This window comes from Dyella sp. OK584 (genome assembly GCF_057787755.1).
In genome coordinates this window covers 1,376,605-1,392,036 of sequence record NZ_CM173542.1, presented here as the reverse complement: position 1 = coordinate 1,392,036, position 15,432 = coordinate 1,376,605, and the positions used below count along the sequence as shown (strand labels likewise).

18 protein-coding genes are annotated in these 15,432 nt (G+C 57.3%); 3 read left to right on the top strand and 15 right to left on the bottom strand.

Annotated features, from left to right (window positions below):
* Positions 1–90 precede the first annotated feature (90 nt).
* The 13 genes from AC3CBN_RS06220 to AC3CBN_RS06160 all read right to left on the bottom strand — a co-directional run bounded on the left by AC3CBN_RS06220 (position 91) and on the right by AC3CBN_RS06160 (position 10,645).
* The gene (locus tag AC3CBN_RS06220) at positions 91–252 is read right to left on the bottom strand and encodes a hypothetical protein (RefSeq protein ID WP_488633722.1); all 162 of its coding nucleotides are present in this window, start codon (positions 250–252) and stop codon (positions 91–93) included.
* A 242-nt stretch (positions 253–494) separates the two neighbouring features.
* Positions 495–1,760, bottom strand: coding sequence for an IS110 family RNA-guided transposase (locus tag AC3CBN_RS06215; RefSeq protein ID WP_488635434.1), 1,266 nt, complete (start codon positions 1,758–1,760; stop codon positions 495–497).
* Positions 1,761–2,091: 331 nt separating this feature from the next.
* Entirely contained in the window at positions 2,092–2,742 is a 651-nt protein-coding gene (locus AC3CBN_RS06210; protein WP_488635948.1) for a hypothetical protein, read from the bottom strand.
* Positions 2,743–2,802: 60 nt separating this feature from the next.
* Positions 2,803–3,195, bottom strand: a complete 393-nt coding sequence (locus tag AC3CBN_RS06205; RefSeq protein WP_488635947.1) for a hypothetical protein — start codon at positions 3,193–3,195, stop codon at positions 2,803–2,805.
* A gap of 72 nt (positions 3,196–3,267) precedes the next feature.
* Positions 3,268–3,705 carry a hypothetical protein gene (locus AC3CBN_RS06200; RefSeq protein ID WP_488635946.1) on the bottom strand — a complete coding sequence of 146 codons (438 nt, stop codon included), beginning with the start codon at positions 3,703–3,705 and terminating at the stop codon, positions 3,268–3,270.
* Positions 3,706–3,808: 103 nt separating this feature from the next.
* Positions 3,809–4,147 carry a hypothetical protein gene (locus AC3CBN_RS06195; protein WP_488635945.1) on the bottom strand — a complete coding sequence of 113 codons (339 nt, stop codon included), beginning with the start codon at positions 4,145–4,147 and terminating at the stop codon, positions 3,809–3,811.
* Between the two features lie 54 nt (positions 4,148–4,201).
* Positions 4,202–4,525: a hypothetical protein gene (locus AC3CBN_RS06190; RefSeq protein ID WP_488635944.1), complete on the bottom strand. Its 324-nt coding sequence runs from the start codon at positions 4,523–4,525 to the stop codon at positions 4,202–4,204.
* Entirely contained in the window at positions 4,503–4,823 is a 321-nt protein-coding gene (locus AC3CBN_RS06185) for a hypothetical protein (protein ID WP_488635943.1), read from the bottom strand. Before AC3CBN_RS06185 ends, AC3CBN_RS06190 begins: the two co-directional genes overlap by 23 nt.
* Positions 4,824–5,336: 513 nt before the next feature.
* The gene (locus AC3CBN_RS06180) at positions 5,337–5,672 is read right to left on the bottom strand and encodes a hypothetical protein (protein WP_488635942.1); all 336 of its coding nucleotides are present in this window, start codon (positions 5,670–5,672) and stop codon (positions 5,337–5,339) included.
* Between the two features lie 111 nt (positions 5,673–5,783).
* Entirely contained in the window at positions 5,784–6,644 is an 861-nt protein-coding gene (locus AC3CBN_RS06175; RefSeq protein ID WP_488635941.1) for an SDR family NAD(P)-dependent oxidoreductase, read from the bottom strand.
* Between the two features lie 184 nt (positions 6,645–6,828).
* Complete coding sequence (locus AC3CBN_RS06170) at positions 6,829–7,227, bottom strand: DoxX family protein (protein ID WP_488635940.1); 399 nt, start codon at positions 7,225–7,227, stop codon at positions 6,829–6,831.
* A gap of 420 nt (positions 7,228–7,647) precedes the next feature.
* Positions 7,648–8,940: a hypothetical protein gene (locus AC3CBN_RS06165; protein ID WP_488635939.1), complete on the bottom strand. Its 1,293-nt coding sequence runs from the start codon at positions 8,938–8,940 to the stop codon at positions 7,648–7,650.
* Between the two features lie 1,273 nt (positions 8,941–10,213).
* Positions 10,214–10,645, bottom strand: a complete 432-nt coding sequence (locus tag AC3CBN_RS06160) for a WapI family immunity protein (protein WP_488635938.1) — start codon at positions 10,643–10,645, stop codon at positions 10,214–10,216.
* A 493-nt stretch (positions 10,646–11,138) separates the two neighbouring features.
* Here AC3CBN_RS06160 and AC3CBN_RS06155 point away from each other — a divergent pair, with 493 nt between their 5' ends.
* Positions 11,139–11,612: a YehS family protein gene (locus AC3CBN_RS06155; protein WP_488635937.1), complete on the top strand. Its 474-nt coding sequence runs from the start codon at positions 11,139–11,141 to the stop codon at positions 11,610–11,612.
* Between the two features lie 234 nt (positions 11,613–11,846).
* Here AC3CBN_RS06155 and AC3CBN_RS06150 read toward each other — a convergent pair whose 3' ends face one another.
* Together AC3CBN_RS06150 and AC3CBN_RS06145 are read right to left on the bottom strand one after the other, a co-directional pair.
* On the bottom strand, positions 11,847–12,317 hold the full coding sequence (locus AC3CBN_RS06150) for a hypothetical protein (RefSeq protein ID WP_488635936.1): 471 nt from the start codon (positions 12,315–12,317) through the stop codon (positions 11,847–11,849).
* A 485-nt stretch (positions 12,318–12,802) separates the two neighbouring features.
* Positions 12,803–12,931 (bottom strand): hypothetical protein, encoded by a 129-nt coding sequence (locus AC3CBN_RS06145; RefSeq protein ID WP_488635935.1) that lies wholly within the window; start codon positions 12,929–12,931, stop codon positions 12,803–12,805.
* Positions 12,932–13,454: 523 nt separating this feature from the next.
* Between AC3CBN_RS06145 and AC3CBN_RS06140 the strand changes: the two genes are divergently transcribed.
* Both AC3CBN_RS06140 and AC3CBN_RS06135 read left to right on the top strand, forming a co-directional pair.
* Positions 13,455–13,703, top strand: coding sequence for a hypothetical protein (locus tag AC3CBN_RS06140; protein WP_488635934.1), 249 nt, complete (start codon positions 13,455–13,457; stop codon positions 13,701–13,703).
* 57 nt (positions 13,704–13,760) lie between these two features.
* Positions 13,761–15,416, top strand: coding sequence for an acetolactate synthase large subunit (locus AC3CBN_RS06135; protein ID WP_488635933.1), 1,656 nt, complete (start codon positions 13,761–13,763; stop codon positions 15,414–15,416).
* Positions 15,417–15,432 lie beyond the last annotated feature (16 nt).

The window sequence follows — 15,432 nt, the reverse complement described above, 5'->3', positions numbered from 1 at the left end:
CGGACGGGATTCTCGGAAATCGACATCGTCCAGCACAATTTTCGACGGATGAGACCTAGGGCGCGAGGCCAGTTTGGGTCGGACGCGGACTTAAGAACCTACGGCAACCGCCGAGGTGGTAACACTCGTCTGACTGGCGACGACGTTCGATGCGGATGCCGGTGTAGCAGTGATCATTGCGCCGATCGTAAGAACGCAAATAGCGAAGCAGGCGGCGAACAGGCTGTGCAGGACCAGGTTTTCGAATTTCATGACTGCTCTCCTAGGAGGTTGGTTTTGCTCTCGCTGTAGACGGAGCAATCACCGTGCCAAGCTCGAAACCACTGGAATGCCGCGCCACTAAGCCGCTCTTACGGAAGTCCGCCTTTTGCGAACACTGTCCGCGGACGGTGTCCGGACAGATGCGCTGCCTACGAACGTGACCGAAAGAGCAGCGGGAACCGTCACTGGTCTACCTCGGAGTGTCCCATTGCTTCATGCCCTGAGCCGTTCCGTCAACTATCTGACGAAGCCAGGCCAGCGAGCAAGGGCGAGCCACGGCGCTGCAGGGCCATAAGGTAGCGCGACTCGTCGTAGGGTGTGTGGGACTGCCAACAGCGATGCAGGATGCGGATCCACTTGAAGGCTAGCGCACGCACGGCCACTTGGTGCGGGCTGCCCTTGGCGCGCTGTTGGCGATAGAAGGCTCCGGCCCAGAAGGACTTGTTGATCGTTTGGGCAGCCCACTCGATGAAGGTCTGGCGGACGAACGTAGGGCATTGCCAACGCCAGTGCACCCAGCTTTTCTTGCCGCTTCGCTCCGTCACCGGCGCCACACCGGAATAGCGCTGCAGTTGCTCGGCGCTGGCGAAGCGTTCGCGTTGCTCGCCGAAGGCAGCCAACAGCCGTGGCGTCAGGATCGGCCCACTACCCGGCAAGGCTTCGAAGAGCGCGTAGTCCGGAAGCGTGGGAGCGAGCACGGCAATCTCTTCGTCGAATCGTTCGATCGCACGCAGTGCCACCTGCAACTGCTCGACCAGGGCCTCAGCCAGCAGCTGATGCGTGGTGATCACGGCCGGATCCTCGGTCAACGGCATGGCTGTGCGGATCGCCTCCACGCGGTCGGCAATGACCGTGGCAAAGCGTACGTTGTGGGCACGGAAGAACGCTTCAAGCGTGGCCTTGCGCGCCCGCTTGGCCTGCTTGAGCGTGGGCCAACGTCGCAAGAAATCGAAGAACACCACGGTATCGTGCTGCTTAAACCAGTCCAGTAGCTGGGGGTAATACTGCTTGAGTGTGTTGCCCAAGCGATTGACCAAGCGCTTCTTGTCGTCGACCAGCAATCGTCGCTGCTCGACGAGGAAACTCAAGGTGCGCATCTCCACACTTTGGGGTTTGAGCGGCGTAACTCGGTCGGGATAGCGTTGCATCAGCTCCAATGCCAGCTGTGCATCGGTCGGATCGTCCTTCGCCCGGCTGGGTTTGAACGCCCTGCGATACATGGCCAGCAGGCTGGCATCGATCGAAAACAGAACGATGAAATCGTACTTCTGCAGTGCATACACCACGGGCCCTTTGGCCAGCTCCAACGCGATGGCAATGCGCCCACCGAAGCGCTGATGCAATCCACGCGCCCACGCATCGATGGCATCGGGCTGATGGGCGAATGTGCCGAACTCATACGCGTCGCTGCCAGCCGGTTGCAGGCAGACGTCGTGCTTCGCATCCGCCCAATCCAAACCGATGAACGCCGTAAAATCGTCATCCCGATGTGTGCGCATACGTCACCTCGTGGCGTGATCACGATACGAGACCTGCGTGCTTAAGCTCGGCGAAGCCAATATAGAGAGCCGATCACTCGGCGAGCCCTGAGTATTCGTTAGGGAACTCAAGCGCACCGGCCGGCTCGAAACCAAAGCGGCGAACATCGGATGTTTGGGTCGGAATATTCGTAGCCGGCCGGTGCAAGTCCCGCCCTCGCTGCCAGCTACCTGGCAGCCGTGACATGGTCACCGAGAACGGAACGGAATACCTATATCGGGTCGGAAGCGGACGCTTTCCGTATCCAAGCTTGGTACCCGTCACCCACTCAGACGAGAGCTACCCGAGCCTTCAACGCGCTTCTTGTTCCGCCGAGCCCGCGTCGAGTCGTAACGAATCAGCCATCTGCTTTATTACCGGTGCCCAGGTCTGTTGTTCGTTCGGGGCGTACTCAAAGCGCACTGTCACGAGGGTATCGCCCCGAATGACGGCCTTCTCGTATACAACTCGACCCTTCGAATTCAAGCAGGAGTACGCCACAAGTTTTGGCTTACTGACCTGATACGTGACTTTGCCGCCGTTACAGTCATAGGTGAGGTCACTCTTCAATATCGCAGTCGGGGAGTCGTCGTTCACGTTGTATTCCCCCCACACCCGAATATCCGCATCTCCCTTCTCCGGGGCAAACTTCAAGCCGTCATGGTTATCGGCTTCATCGCCAGCGATAAGCAGCGGAGATGGGTAATCAACGACATATCCAAAGCGAGAATTTTGATACGAGGCGACCCCAATTCTGGAGCCCGGAACTTGAGGCGCCACAACTGGATTCGCTATCGGAGTGGATGGATTCGCTCTGTCGACTACCGCTTGGCGGAGCGCCCCATGACGATTCATCCAGACGTAGGTGGCGCTGGCGAAGATGCCAACGATCAGAACGAGGATCGCAGCCCACACCTTCCTTTTGGACATCCACTTACTCCAATTGAAAATCACCGGAGACATCGAAGCTCGGCCTGCGCATTCTGTCCGCTCCGGGTCGATAGCGGACTTCTCACGCTTCTGTCAGTTAACAATTTTCATGTCAAATACGATGGGCAAACCATTGATCCCAGCGTAACTAGGCGGGTCTGGGAATGGCGCTTTGGCAAATTTCTCCACGAAGCACTGGGTCATCTTGGTTTGGGGTCGAAACTCCACACGATCCAAAGAACGATTCGCTAGTAGATCAGCCACAATGACAAAGCGGTCCGTGTCAGCCTTCACGTCTTTTGGGAAGCACTGGTGCATGGCTTCTGCCACGTAATCGCCAGTGGCTCCAATGAGCACCTTTTCATACGCTTGCCCCTGGTCTGTGTCCTCAAGCTTCTTGGCGATTTCGGCCCGCCGCTCGAACGAATCCGCCGCCAAGGCGCTCGCGGAAGCCACCACCAGAAAAATTATCAGAATCGATCTCACATAGCCCCCTGCCTGAACCTGTAGAGATGTCCGCTTTGGGTTGCGGATTCAGCCGGACATTGAAGCATGCCGTCAATCCAACTTGGCATCGAGTTTGCTACCCCTTTGCGAGGCTCCCCTTGCGTCATCGATGTTCTTCTTATCCAACGCATCGAACTCGTGCCACCACTTATCAAACTCCGCTTGATCGCCGGCGTAGTGGCCGTGCCGGACGACCTGGGATTGACCGTTCTTTGTCTCGACAGCTCGAATCACCACCGCCGGATACGCGGGATGATTGGGTTTGGTAAAGACGTAGAGAGCGGGTTGGCTCGGATCGTTGAACAAATCGATGATGTAGTACTGAGGCTGCTCTGTGAGCACGGCACCTTTTTTATGTGCCAGCTCGTCGAAGTAAGACGTCCACTGCTCAAAGGTTATTTTGTCGGTGGAGAACTTCCACTTGAGGTCCTGAGCGCAGGTGCTCATGGTGATACACAGGGTCAGTACTAGAGCAGCAACTTGACGCATAACCTCTCCCGAACGTAACTGCCTAAGTCAGCCGCTAACGCTCGGCTGTGGTCGCGCCGCTGATGTCCGCTCCGGGTCGAGAGCGGACCTTTCGATGCGTACCCTAGATGCGGCGCTCGATGTCGTAGCCGCCGAGCTCCTGAAGCTTTTCTAGCAAGCTATCGATTAGTTTTCGGCGTGCGGATGTGATGGTGATTTCACCCGGATCACTTTCAACGCTAACCGAGACCTCTTCCCCACCAAACTCATACGTAGCGTAGGTCTCTGCAAAGGCGACAAGTCCCTCTGAGGCCTTTCGAGACATTCCCAGACGGTCGAAGTCCTCAAAGAGCTTTCTGGAAGCCCAGTTCGCATATGGGTCGTCGACCTTGTGCCCGTGGATGAATACAAAGGGCTTGCCAGCCACATCAACGGTGGTGCCCGAAATCTTCTCAATGGTCATTGGTTTCCCCTCTCGAGCGGTCAATGCCCGCTGCAGGTCGACAGCGAACGCCCGCTAGACATTCAGGACGGTCCTGACACCGAGTTCGAGAAGTCGTGCCTTGCAGGCGTGGAACAACCATTCATCGTCAATGAGAAGGTCAAGCGGCCGGCCGTCATGGCCGAGTCGGCTGATCACGGAACCATTCTCTCCGTCCTCGATGAAATAGTGTTCGAGCGTGACTCCATCACTGAACAAGTATGCGTCAACATCGCCGATCAATTCGTGCGCTTTCAATGGATACCCCGATTCCCCTGGACAGGCTAGGAGCATTTGGCCGTGCACTGCAATGTCGGCTTTGGGTCGGAAGCAGACCTTACGTCTGCTGCTCTCGCTCATGTCCCGTATCGAAAAATTCATCGAGGTAGTCCCGAGGTGAAAGGTCACTTTCGCGAAGCAAAGAGAAGACCTCAACACCCGATGCTTCTACAGGCTCAAACAGGGCAAAAGCTTGCGAGAAACCTAGGTATTTGCTGCTTTCTTCCGCGTAGGATCGAGCATCGATTTCAGCCATCTCAATTGCATCGCCGATGGTCTCCGCCTGCCAAAGCGTGATTCGCTCTTCATATAAATATTTGAGTTTTTGATCATCACGTTGGCCCCAAAGGAAAATACTTCGAACGGAGAACGAATCCATTTGTGTAACCTTGACTTAGTTGGACTTCGTTGGGTTGCTTCTCGCGCTTTGCCAAGTGTCCCTTTCGGGTCGGAAGCAGACCTTACCAGCCGGCGAGCCGGCCGGATGCCACCTCTGCCACCAAAGCCTCCGCTAAAGCGCGGTAAACGCCTTCTGGGCCCGTGTCATCCGCGACATATCGTATGTGGACAGGGTGAAAGCTCGTTCCGTATGAGGAGTTCGCAGCGGCCACACCGTCGCAAACAGCGCTCGAAATGGCCGTGCAATCCAGCTTCTGATGGACTGCCTCTGCTAGCGGCGGCAGTTCCTCGCATACAAGGTCGGACATTGCCTCCTGGGCAACCTTCAACTGCAACAGGTTGTGCTTTGGCCCCGAAATTCGAGACACAAATAGGAAGCCATCTACTTGGCCGAACTGCATGAATCCCCCCTTCCTTTGCATCCATGACGACGTCCGCTCCGGGTCGGAAGCAGACCTTGGAACAAGTCCAAGTATTCAATAGTTTCGTCAACTCAGCGTAGCCATGGCGGGGTTGGTATGGAGTTGGGCGGAGGGACGATGACCGAGAGATCGGGCCTACCTTCAAACGAGACATGCTTTCCGTCCAAGACACCGAGCAAACGGCTGGAAGAGCGAGCCCACTGATCGACGATCTTCACTTTGTCACCGTGCCTGTCCGGAACATTGAAACCGAACAGGCGCAATTCGCGCCCAGCTTGCAAGGCATCTACTTCGGCCCATCCGAAGGCACCCTCAATAGGCGCATTGTCTTTGATCCACGCGACCAAGAGTGCATTGGCCTCCTGCCAGGTTTCATCACCTTTCGCCTCAACGTATCGGACTGTCATCAAGCGCCTCAGATAGCTGATTCTTAGGTCTGCTTCGGGTCGGAAGCGGACCTTACTGTCTTGCCCAGCGAGTCCGCGTTGGAGCGACTCAACGCTGCTTCTACGCACCTGCTATCGGAAGTGTTTAAGGAAGTCGTCTAGCACATGCTCCGCCTTATCTTTCGCCGAAAGAAGTTGAAGCATGTGGTGGGACCGCTCGTTTGTGAGGTAGGGCGCCGAAGAAAACCAGCCGCCATCCACCACGATGTCGGTCCCGGTGATATAGGAAGATTCGCTACTCGCAAGGAACAACGCCGTATTGGCGATTTCCTCCGCCTTTCCGCTACGACGCAGCAAGACAGTATTGTTCATCGCGCTCGACTGCATTTTTTTCATTATCGGATTCGACTTCATCGACGCCGTCAGGTCGGTTTCGATCCAGCCGGGCTGGATGACATTTGAACGGATTCCCCAGTCCGCATAAATGTAGGCCGCAGACCGCGACACGCCCTCAAGGGCCCATTTGGAGGCGGAGTATGCGGTGCCAAAGGTGCCGGTGATTCCAGCGACCGAGCCAATATTGACGATGGAGCCGCCGCCTGATTCTTTGATCAGCGGCGCGCAGGTTTGAATGCCGCGCACCGTGCCAGTGACATTGGTTTCGAAAATCTTGTTCCACTCCTCTATGTCGACCTCTGGGAAGCGGACGAGGGCGTTGCTGCCAACGATGTTCATGAGGATGTGAAGGCCGCCCGCTTTTTCTTTAGCCTGAGCAACGGCAGCATTCCAGTGGTCCTGATTGACTACATCCAGCTCGACAAAGTACGCCTTGCCGCCGGCTTCGTTGATCTCTGCGGCCAGCGCATTGCCGCGCTCATGGCTTCGGCCGGCAATAAAAACGGTGGCGCCCTCTCTCGCGAAGAGCCGCGCAGACGCTCGGCCCATACCACCGTAACCGCCGGTGATCAGCGCGACCTGGTTCTCAAGCCTCATGACGAGCCTCCTATACGCATGGTTGCAGATCAGCCGCAGGACGACGCATTGCGCACGTCCCCATATGGATACGCCCGATGTTACAAAGACGTGGCGTGAAAATGCCGTCCATCGTCATCGAGCGAATCCGCCCGATAAGACGGAGTGTCCGTATATGGGGCGTTACAGGTCCTTAGGTTTTGACCTATGCCTCACACTGCCTGTCCGGCTTAGTCGCCCACCAAATTAGGGCGATCATGGCCAACTGCGCGAGCACCCGAAGCGTTGCAAGCGTCGGAGCGAGGCCAACCTGCTCGATCGCTTCAGGATGGATCACCTGACTGATAGCCGCAGGCAGTGTCGCGACGAGCAAAGCGATCGTGCTCCACCGTGCCACGGCGCGCAAAGGAGGCACAAAGAAGCATATGCCCATTGCAGTCTGGATGACGCCTGTAGCCCCGTTGACCAAAGCACGGTACGCGTGCAGCGAATCAGGGACAAGTTTGATGAAGAAGTCGGCGCTGGTGAAGTGGGCGATGCCAGCCCCCGCGACCACAATCCCGATGGTGATGCGGATGATGTTTCTGAGGGACGCCAGGTTCATTGATTGATCCATCAGGTGGTTGCCAAGCGTCCGCTTGGGGTCGAAAGCAGACCTTAGAGCTGCCAGCGTTCGGTAATTGCTTCCTTGATCGTGTTGTCAGGATCAACGCCAAGTTCAACAAGTTTTCGGCGCAATACCTCGATATGCCACCAGGGACATGAGGGGTCCCCGCACGGCTTGTCTGCATCCCCCTCATGCTCAAACTCAAGGTGAAAGCAGAGCCAATGCATGTGCTCGAAGAGCTCATAGGAGTCTGCATTCTTCTCTACGGGCTGCTGGCATCGAACACAAACTGGCGGCGTCGTCACTGGAGTTTCCACTTAGCGCTCGGTAAGAAAAGGGAGGTTTGGGCAATTGAGGTCATGTCCGCTGTGGGTCGGAAGCGGACATGGCACATGGCCGCTCATCATGCCCCAAACATCACAGTTCCCGCCCATCGGCGCCGTAGACCTTGCCCAGGCAGCCGTCCTGATACTCCGACGAGAATCCATCGCCCAATGGAACCGGAAGGCACATTGTGCCGACCGTCGGCGTCGGCTCATACGATGTCTGCTTCCAGAGGACGGTTCGGCGATCGGCAAGGACAATCCAGAAAGCCGGCGGATTTCCCTCCGCGACCATCACCGCTCCGTGCATCAACGCGGGCTGGGTTGTCAGCTCCGGTAGCTTCTTCATGTCTTGCATCTGCCGTACGAATTGCGTGGCCGTCGCCTGGTCGAGCCAGATCGTGTCGGAACCGTCCTGGATGTGAAATTCAGTGCGTGGAAGTGACTTCATGCGTGCGATCAGTACCGGGGAGGACTGGGCCAGCTGCAATTGATGGCGAGCCCGGGTGATGTCGGCCTCGTTCGCCATGGACTTGCCCGCCAGCAGCAAGCGAATGGTCAGTAGCAAGTTCGACGGGCCCTGTGGAAGCTGCAGGTCAGCTTCCAAATACCGCTGCTTGTCTGAAAGATAGCCAACCCTCGTCACATTGAAGTTCGCATCCAACAGGCGAACCGCGTCAGGGGCTTCCTCCTCCGAGCGAAGCCGGGCCAACTCTGGAGCCAGGCCGGTCAGGAGAATCCATTCGAGGTCGTAGCCGTCGAACTTACCCTCAAGTCGCTCCCTGTTAGTGACTGCCTTGGGCAGCAACTTGTGCAGCGCCCGCGTAAGGTCTCCCGAATAGGTGCGCTCACCTTGGCCATTCGTCCAGGGAAGCATCAGGTATTGCTGTGAATCGGATTGCGCGGACAGCGTGGTGCCGTCGCCAAGGGTCACCCGGATTTCGATGTGGGGCGAGTCATCCGTATGCCTCACGTCGAAGCCCTTCGTCACCGCCTCGGCGAGCGCGGCGGGCTGGCGCAAGTTGTCGCGCCAGGCATGCACCTTCGTGGCAAGACTCGCTGGCGGCGGCAGCACCTGTGTCTGCGTCAGGATCTTGTCGATCAGTTCCTGGGCCTGCCCGATCCCCGGCTCCAGCATGCGCAGGTCGATGCGTGGCTGCGGCGGTGCCCGCATGGCATCAACCAGGCGGGCCACGTCGGCGGTTGCAATGGTCCGTGGAGGAAAGGCGCGCTCGGGTTGCGGCTTACTGTCACGACCTCGGCTATGCCCGCCGGTCAGCCGATAGGAGGCGCCATCCCTGACGATGATGACCCGGCTCTGGAGTGGGGCCATGTAGCTCAGGCCATCCCAACCCGATTCCACGACGATGCGCTCGGCCGTGGTCATGGCCGCCTGACCATAAGCATGAAGTGCGATGCACCACAGGATGCCGGCGACAAACCACGGGCGCCTCCGCGCCATCCGATCACAACGCACGTCTGCGGTCGCCTCTTTCGGTCGTGATGCTCTCCCTGTTGCAGTCATGCTGCCCTGCGGGTGTGTTGTCATGATCGCACCATGGAGTGGGCGTCTTCGTCGATGATGAGACGACAGAGCGATTCTAAGGTCTGCTTTGGGTTGCGGATTCAACCGGTCGTTGCAACACACCTCCTGCTGTCGCAGTCTATGGGTGTTGCAACGACCGGTTGAATCCGCAGTCGGAAGCGGACCTTACCGAGTCGTTCCTTCGTCAGTCATCCGATACGAAACATTTTGGACGTCTGTCAAATAAACGGTCAGATTGTCCTTGCTCACACGAAGGACGCCAACGAAGTCTGCTTCGACGATCTTGTCGACGGTTCCTGGCCGACCGACCTGCATGATGACTTTACTGGCATCTGCAAACGCACCCCGTGCTCCAGTTACGTCCAAGCCTGCGCTGGACCCTGGGCAACCCGAGTCGATCAAGGCCGATCGATCCATGCCATTGCTGACAATCTGCGCATGAAACGCGACTGAGATGCCTTTATATGTGCTCGGGCGACCCACAAGGTCGCAGAACCCAACCCTAACCGGCGATCGGGAGCTCGAACCTCCAGAACAACCACACAGGAGCATCGCCGCAACGAACGATGGCCAGACTAGCCTCACGCTTCCCCCAAAAGCTTGTTCAAAGGACCGGTATCCACCGGCTGGGCAAGGTCCGCTCCGGGTCGGAAGCGGACATCATGGCCGCCTCCGAACCCCGCTAGGCGACTGCGAATTTCCCCTTGAGGCAGCCTAGTGCAACGCCAGTATCGGCGCACTCAAATAAATAGAATCTAGTTCCGTCTGCGGCATGGACGAACCAGACATCCGCTTCGTGATCGATGTGATTCTTTAGGCCCTCGACCAAATTTGCCAGGTCGGAGATTTGGACAGCAGTTCCACGGCCTTGCGCAAGGCGCAATCGAATGGTGTAGGTGCCGAGGAGACGGCTTACGGGTAGGGACCGGTCATCTTTCCTGATGGCCGATCCGCTGGTGACAGCGGCGAGCAACTCCACCCTATGTGGAAAATCATTCTCGACTGCTAGGCAGCGCGGCAAGTTGCTCATCAGTTGCCACCTTCTCCACTATGCAAAGTGACTGCTCCGGGTCGGAAGCGGACGTTCCGCCTAGCCCTCCAAGATCAACCTGTATCAAGCCCGCACTGGAAAAACCTTAAGCAACCGCGCGAGGCTTTGAACCGATGACTGCAACTGCGTTTGGTCAAAGGCGAAGGAGAACGCAAGCGTATTTCCTATCCCCGGTTGGTCCGCTGCGCGTCCTGTCAGGCGAATATGGCCTCGCCCATCACCGACCAGGTCGAGGCTTAGCTGCTCTTCCAGAGTCCTGAATTTCGCCTGCCCCGTAAGCGCGTCATACAGCTTGGCTGCTTCTCCGTGGAATGCCTCCATTTCAACGGTGAAAAAACTTGCGCTGAAGAACCCCGTGAAGCCGTCAACCTTAACTTCCACGGCGACGGACAGCCAGTTGTCATCGAAGTACTCGCCAGCCGGTTCCCGCTCATAGCCGAGAACATCCATCCTTAGCTGCTCGCCACCGTCACCTACAAAAAGAACCGAGTGCATTTCATTCCTCGAACCGGGTACGCGTGCTGGGCGTCTCGACCATCATGACAAGGTCTGCGTTGGGCCGAAAATCGGACGTTCCTAGAACACAGCCGACAGTACCCGACTGCAGCCCTGTTAAGCACCAGCAGGACGTTCAGTGTCTGCCGGATTTGATATTAAGCCGTACCAGAATACGCAGAATGCACCGCATGAAATGCGCGCGTCGACCCCACGCCGCGTTTAGTGCGGCCCAATCGATTGCTTGCGACCGGCACTTTCTTGATACATGCACGCCGGCGAAGTCAGATATGAGAGCGTGGCTGAGCTAAAATTAGGCCGCCCCCAAGTGAGCCCGATTTTCGGATGACTGGCGAAAGCGGTAGGTAAGCAACGCTCTCCGCCAGGCGCGGCGCATACCGACAACATGGACGTCGGCTTGGTCCCAGCCAGGATCATGAATTGACAAGTGCAACGCCCTAGGGCCATGAGGCGCGGCGCCACAGGACAAGCAATGATCAACAACGACGTACTACGAAGCGTTCGCTACATGCTCGATCTCAGCGACAACAAAGTTGTCGAGATCACCAAGCTGTCTGATGCCGATATCCCGATCGATAAATCGGACGTGCAAGCGTTCCTAAAGAAGGACGATGAAGAGGGTTATGCGGAGTGCAGCAATCAGGTACTCGCACACTTTCTTGATGGATTGGTCTTCTACTATCGCGGTAAAAATGAAAGCCTCCCGCCACGACCGATTGAAAAGCGCGTTACCAACAACGTGGTGATGAAAAAGCTTCGTGTCGCTTTCCAGCTCAAGGATGTCGATATGCACCAAGCTTTCCATGATGCCGGTTTCCCGATCTCCAGGCCGGAACTCACCGCCCTATTCCGCCAGCCCGGCCATAAGAATTTCCGCCTCTGCGGAGACCAGCTGCTTCGAAACTTCCTTAAGGGATTGACGCTACGCGTACGGGGAAACGGCTGAACGACCACAGTCAGCTGCTGCGGGGCTTGCGTCATCTCGTAGATGGCATAGACAGGCTCGCCCTCCCAGTCGATGCGTGGGGCGCGTGCAGATGCGAATACGTCGGACAGCGCTTTGGTCATGTCTATATCCGATCACTGAGGATGTCCGCTATGGGTCGGAAGCGGACGTCCCAAGACCGCTATGGCACTACTTCGTAACACGGCCCTATGGCCGTCATCGACGTAGAGAAGGTCATTCTCTCGCGCTCCGAAACCACAAGGGGAGAATGCCCACCCGCACAAGGAAAAACCACGCAACCACTCCACCGACGCCTGCGATGAGTGCCAGTAGATGCGCGTCCAAATAAGGCCACTGCTTGGAACTGCCATTGATCACATAGGTAAAATTTGTCGAGGCTTTAACAATGTGCGTCCCTTCGACCAATGGGCCTTGTTCGAACTGATATCCGAATGGCACAAAGTCACTGACCGATCCATCCTGCCTAACGATCGAATAGTGAGTCACACAACGGTTGTTTAGGGGCTTCTCGCATACTTGGTAGGGCGCGCCAACCACAAAGTCTTCGGCCGAAAAAAATACGGTTGCTATCCTGTTTGCGCAAAGCAAGACAACGAAGCCGCTCCAGAAGACAAGCGCGATCGCAGCCACAAACGCGAAAGGGTTGGACGCGAGCTCATCTGGGTCAAAAATTGGCCTACGCATGTTTCACCACGTTCCCTTTGACGGTCTATTGAAAGGTCCGCTCTGGGTCGAAAGCAGACACCCGGCTCGATCCGTTGTGATCATATCGTTGGTGCGCACGCGACAGCCACACGCTCCAGCTCCGAGCAATCCACGGATGAGATGACCACTTCGACTATTCCCCCAAAGGGGTTGGCCCAGAACGTCTCCGTCGTCCGACAAAGCCCCCACCGGGCTTGCCGCCCCATGGTTTTCCTCGGGCGCCCCTAACGACATCTCCATTTTGTACAACATCGCATAAAATACTTGACCGTCGCTTTCTTAGCTAATATTATTCGATTCAGTACAAAATTAGACGCCGAGGCAATACGGGCGCGTCGCAGACACAGGAAACCAGCTCACGGCGATTCATCGCCATTACTTGTCGGACCTCATGTATGAACGCCACACGCTTCTCAACACATAGCGCGCTATCACATAAACGTATCGTCGCTAGCGCGCTGATACTAGCTCTCAGCCTTGCCGCTGGGCCACTGCTGGCCGAGCAGGCCGCCGGCGGGCACAGCGCGGCGAGCGCCACGCAGCAGCGCCAGTCGCTGCAGGCGACGGGGGGGGTGATGAAGGGCGAGACGCATCGCCCAGCCGAATCAGCGGGCGCGCGGACTGGGATATCGACTATCCCTCGCAGCTCGCACCTCAAGCCTTGTATTCATCTCGCGATACGGACGCGGCAGTCGCTGTGGTCACTTGCACCGACGTGAATGGCTGCGCGCCACAACCTCTCCTGCCATAAGCAGCCGCAGCGCTGATGACCCAGATCCGGTTGGCTGATGCGAGCCAAGGTGGCCAAAGGGACTGTTAGCCAGGATGGCGCGCAGGAGTAGTCTTCTACGGGATGCTGGGCGCGCCATCGCAAGCATGGAGGCGATGACACCTTGGTCCAATGGTGGTTGCAGTGGGTGCCGAGTACGGTATTCAAAGCGAATCGTCGCTGGCCGTGGAAACCTCGCAGCCAATTCGCGCCACGTCTATATCGATGACGAGCCATCACCATTGGATCGTCTCGGGTTGCACTCGTTGATTGCCCGTAGAGCGAACGTTTTATCCTCTAAAGAGCAAAAGCCCTGTTTAAGAAATATGTCGGATAAGGAGTCAGCCATGATTTCAGCCATTTTCTTGATCGCGCGCCACGTTGTCACCACAGAGCAGCTGGAAGAAGCGCCGGAGCTTATCGAGCGCGATGGCGTCACCTTCTCCCTTCGCGGCGGGCCTCGACAACCAAAGCCGACCGACCGCGTCTGGGACAGTGTCGCCGTGTATGCCCCCGACGAACTGACGGAAGAAGAGTTTCAGGAACTCTATGAGGCCAACCGGCCTGAAGTGCCCGAGTTGAATTTGCACTATTGAATGTTTTGACCCGACCACATCGACTGTAGTGGCGAATGCCACTTGAGGTAGGCCGCCATGGCAAAAGGCTCTGATCTACTGGTTAAGGCGCTGGAGAACGAAGGCGTCGAACGCATCTTTGGGATCCCCGGAGAGGAGAACTTGGATTTCGTGGAGTCGTTGCGGGCGTCGAAGATCGAGCTCGTGCTTACCCGCCATGAACAAGCCGCCGCTTTCATGGCCGCAACGCAAGGGCGGCTCACAGGTCATCCCGGTGTGTGCTTATCGACGCTTGGTCCCGGCGCGCTGAACTTTACGACCGGTGCGGCCTATGCGCATCTGGGCGCGATGCCGATGCTGATCATCACCGGACAGAAAGCAATCAAAAGTGCGCGGCAGGCCCGCTTTCAGATCGTCGACATTGTGGCCGCCATGCGACCGTTGACGAAAATGACGCGGCAGATTGTGTCAGCGGCATCGATACCTACGTTGGTTCGCGACGCATTTCGCGTAGCAAGCGAAGAACGACCGGGGCCCGTACATCTGGAGTTACCGGAAGACATTGCTGTGGAAGAAGCCGAAGCGCGACTCCTGCCGCCCCACCTGGTCGACAACCCCGTCGCGGGTCCCCTGGCCGTGGAGCGGGCCGCCGCGATGATCGCGAACGCCGCATGCCCCATCATCATGGTCGGTGCCGCAGGCAATCGGCCGCGGCTTGTCGAGCCGCTATCGGATTTTGTACGGCGGTTGCAGATCCCATTCTTCAACACGCAGATGGGCAAAGGCGCTGTCACGGGCGGTTCGAATCTGTATCTCGGTACGGCGGCGCTTTCCGAACACGATTACATTCATAGCGCGATCAAGCGGGCGGACCTGGTGATCGCGATCGGCCACGATACGGTGGAGAAGCCCCCGTTTCTGATGGGAGGAATCACCGGCGGACCGAAGGTGATCCATATCGGCTACGAGTCCGCTCATGTGGAGCAGGTGTTCTATCCGGATGCGGAGCTCATTGGCGATATCGGCGCCGACGTCACCGCGCTGGCCGACCGTCTGGAAGGCCATGTGAAAGTCGATCCGAACATGCTGGATCTGCGCAAGCGCATCCTCGATCGCATCAACGAGCGGGGCGACTCCGCAGCGTTTCCGCTCATTCCCCAGCGTATCGTGCGTGATGTCCGCACGGCGATGCCTGACGATGGCATCGTCTGCCTCGACAACGGCATGTACAAAATCTGGTTCGCGCGCGGATATCGCACGTACGTGGCCAATACCCTGCTGCTGGACAACGCGCTGGCCACGATGGGAGCGGGCCTTCCTTCGGCCATCGCGGCAAAGATGCTTTATCCACATCGACGCGTGATGGCGGTCTGCGGAGACGGTGGCTTCATGATGAACAGCCAGGAGTTGGAGACAGCCGTCCGGCTGCATCTTGATCTGGTGGTACTGATCATCGAAGACAATGCCTTTGGCATGATCCGCTGGAAACAGGCTGTCGATAATTTTTCTGACTTTGGCATGACCTTCGGCAATCCCGACTTTGAGTTGTATGCCAAGGCCTATGGTGCACATGGGCACCGTATAGGGTCTGCCGACGCACTTTTGCCGACGATTGAAAACGCTTTCAAGTCCGGCGGCGTGCATCTGATCACCGTTCCCGTGGACTACAGTGAGAACACTCGCGTGTTAATCGATGAGCTGAGCGGCCTCCCAGATAACATCGAATCGCAATGATTGATTGATTTCTCAA

Bases quoted from the DNA above. Each gene is read 5' to 3' on its own strand.
- AC3CBN_RS06145 (WP_488635935.1), bottom strand. From the start codon at position 12,931: ATGCGTCTCGCCCTTCATCACCCCCCCCGTCGCCTGCAGCGACTGGCG.
- AC3CBN_RS06180 (WP_488635942.1), bottom strand. From the start codon at position 5,672: ATGACAGTCCGATACGTTGAGGCGAAAGGTGATGAAACCTGGCAGGAG.
- AC3CBN_RS06195 (WP_488635945.1), bottom strand. From the start codon at position 4,147: ATGACCATTGAGAAGATTTCGGGCACCACCGTTGATGTGGCTGGCAAG.
- AC3CBN_RS06155 (WP_488635937.1), top strand. From the start codon at position 11,139: ATGATCAACAACGACGTACTACGAAGCGTTCGCTACATGCTCGATCTC.
- AC3CBN_RS06220 (WP_488633722.1), bottom strand. From the start codon at position 252: ATGAAATTCGAAAACCTGGTCCTGCACAGCCTGTTCGCCGCCTGCTTC.
- AC3CBN_RS06190 (WP_488635944.1), bottom strand. From the start codon at position 4,525: ATGAGCGAGAGCAGCAGACGTAAGGTCTGCTTCCGACCCAAAGCCGAC.
- AC3CBN_RS06200 (WP_488635946.1), bottom strand. From the start codon at position 3,705: ATGCGTCAAGTTGCTGCTCTAGTACTGACCCTGTGTATCACCATGAGC.
- AC3CBN_RS06165 (WP_488635939.1), bottom strand. From the start codon at position 8,940: ATGACCACGGCCGAGCGCATCGTCGTGGAATCGGGTTGGGATGGCCTG.
- AC3CBN_RS06135 (WP_488635933.1), top strand. From the start codon at position 13,761: ATGGCAAAAGGCTCTGATCTACTGGTTAAGGCGCTGGAGAACGAAGGC.
- AC3CBN_RS06170 (WP_488635940.1), bottom strand. From the start codon at position 7,227: ATGAACCTGGCGTCCCTCAGAAACATCATCCGCATCACCATCGGGATT.
- AC3CBN_RS06140 (WP_488635934.1), top strand. From the start codon at position 13,455: ATGATTTCAGCCATTTTCTTGATCGCGCGCCACGTTGTCACCACAGAG.
- AC3CBN_RS06215 (WP_488635434.1), bottom strand. From the start codon at position 1,760: ATGCGCACACATCGGGATGACGATTTTACGGCGTTCATCGGTTTGGAT.
- AC3CBN_RS06210 (WP_488635948.1), bottom strand. From the start codon at position 2,742: ATGTCTCCGGTGATTTTCAATTGGAGTAAGTGGATGTCCAAAAGGAAG.
- AC3CBN_RS06175 (WP_488635941.1), bottom strand. From the start codon at position 6,644: ATGAGGCTTGAGAACCAGGTCGCGCTGATCACCGGCGGTTACGGTGGT.
- AC3CBN_RS06185 (WP_488635943.1), bottom strand. From the start codon at position 4,823: ATGGATTCGTTCTCCGTTCGAAGTATTTTCCTTTGGGGCCAACGTGAT.
- AC3CBN_RS06160 (WP_488635938.1), bottom strand. From the start codon at position 10,645: ATGCACTCGGTTCTTTTTGTAGGTGACGGTGGCGAGCAGCTAAGGATG.
- AC3CBN_RS06150 (WP_488635936.1), bottom strand. From the start codon at position 12,317: ATGCGTAGGCCAATTTTTGACCCAGATGAGCTCGCGTCCAACCCTTTC.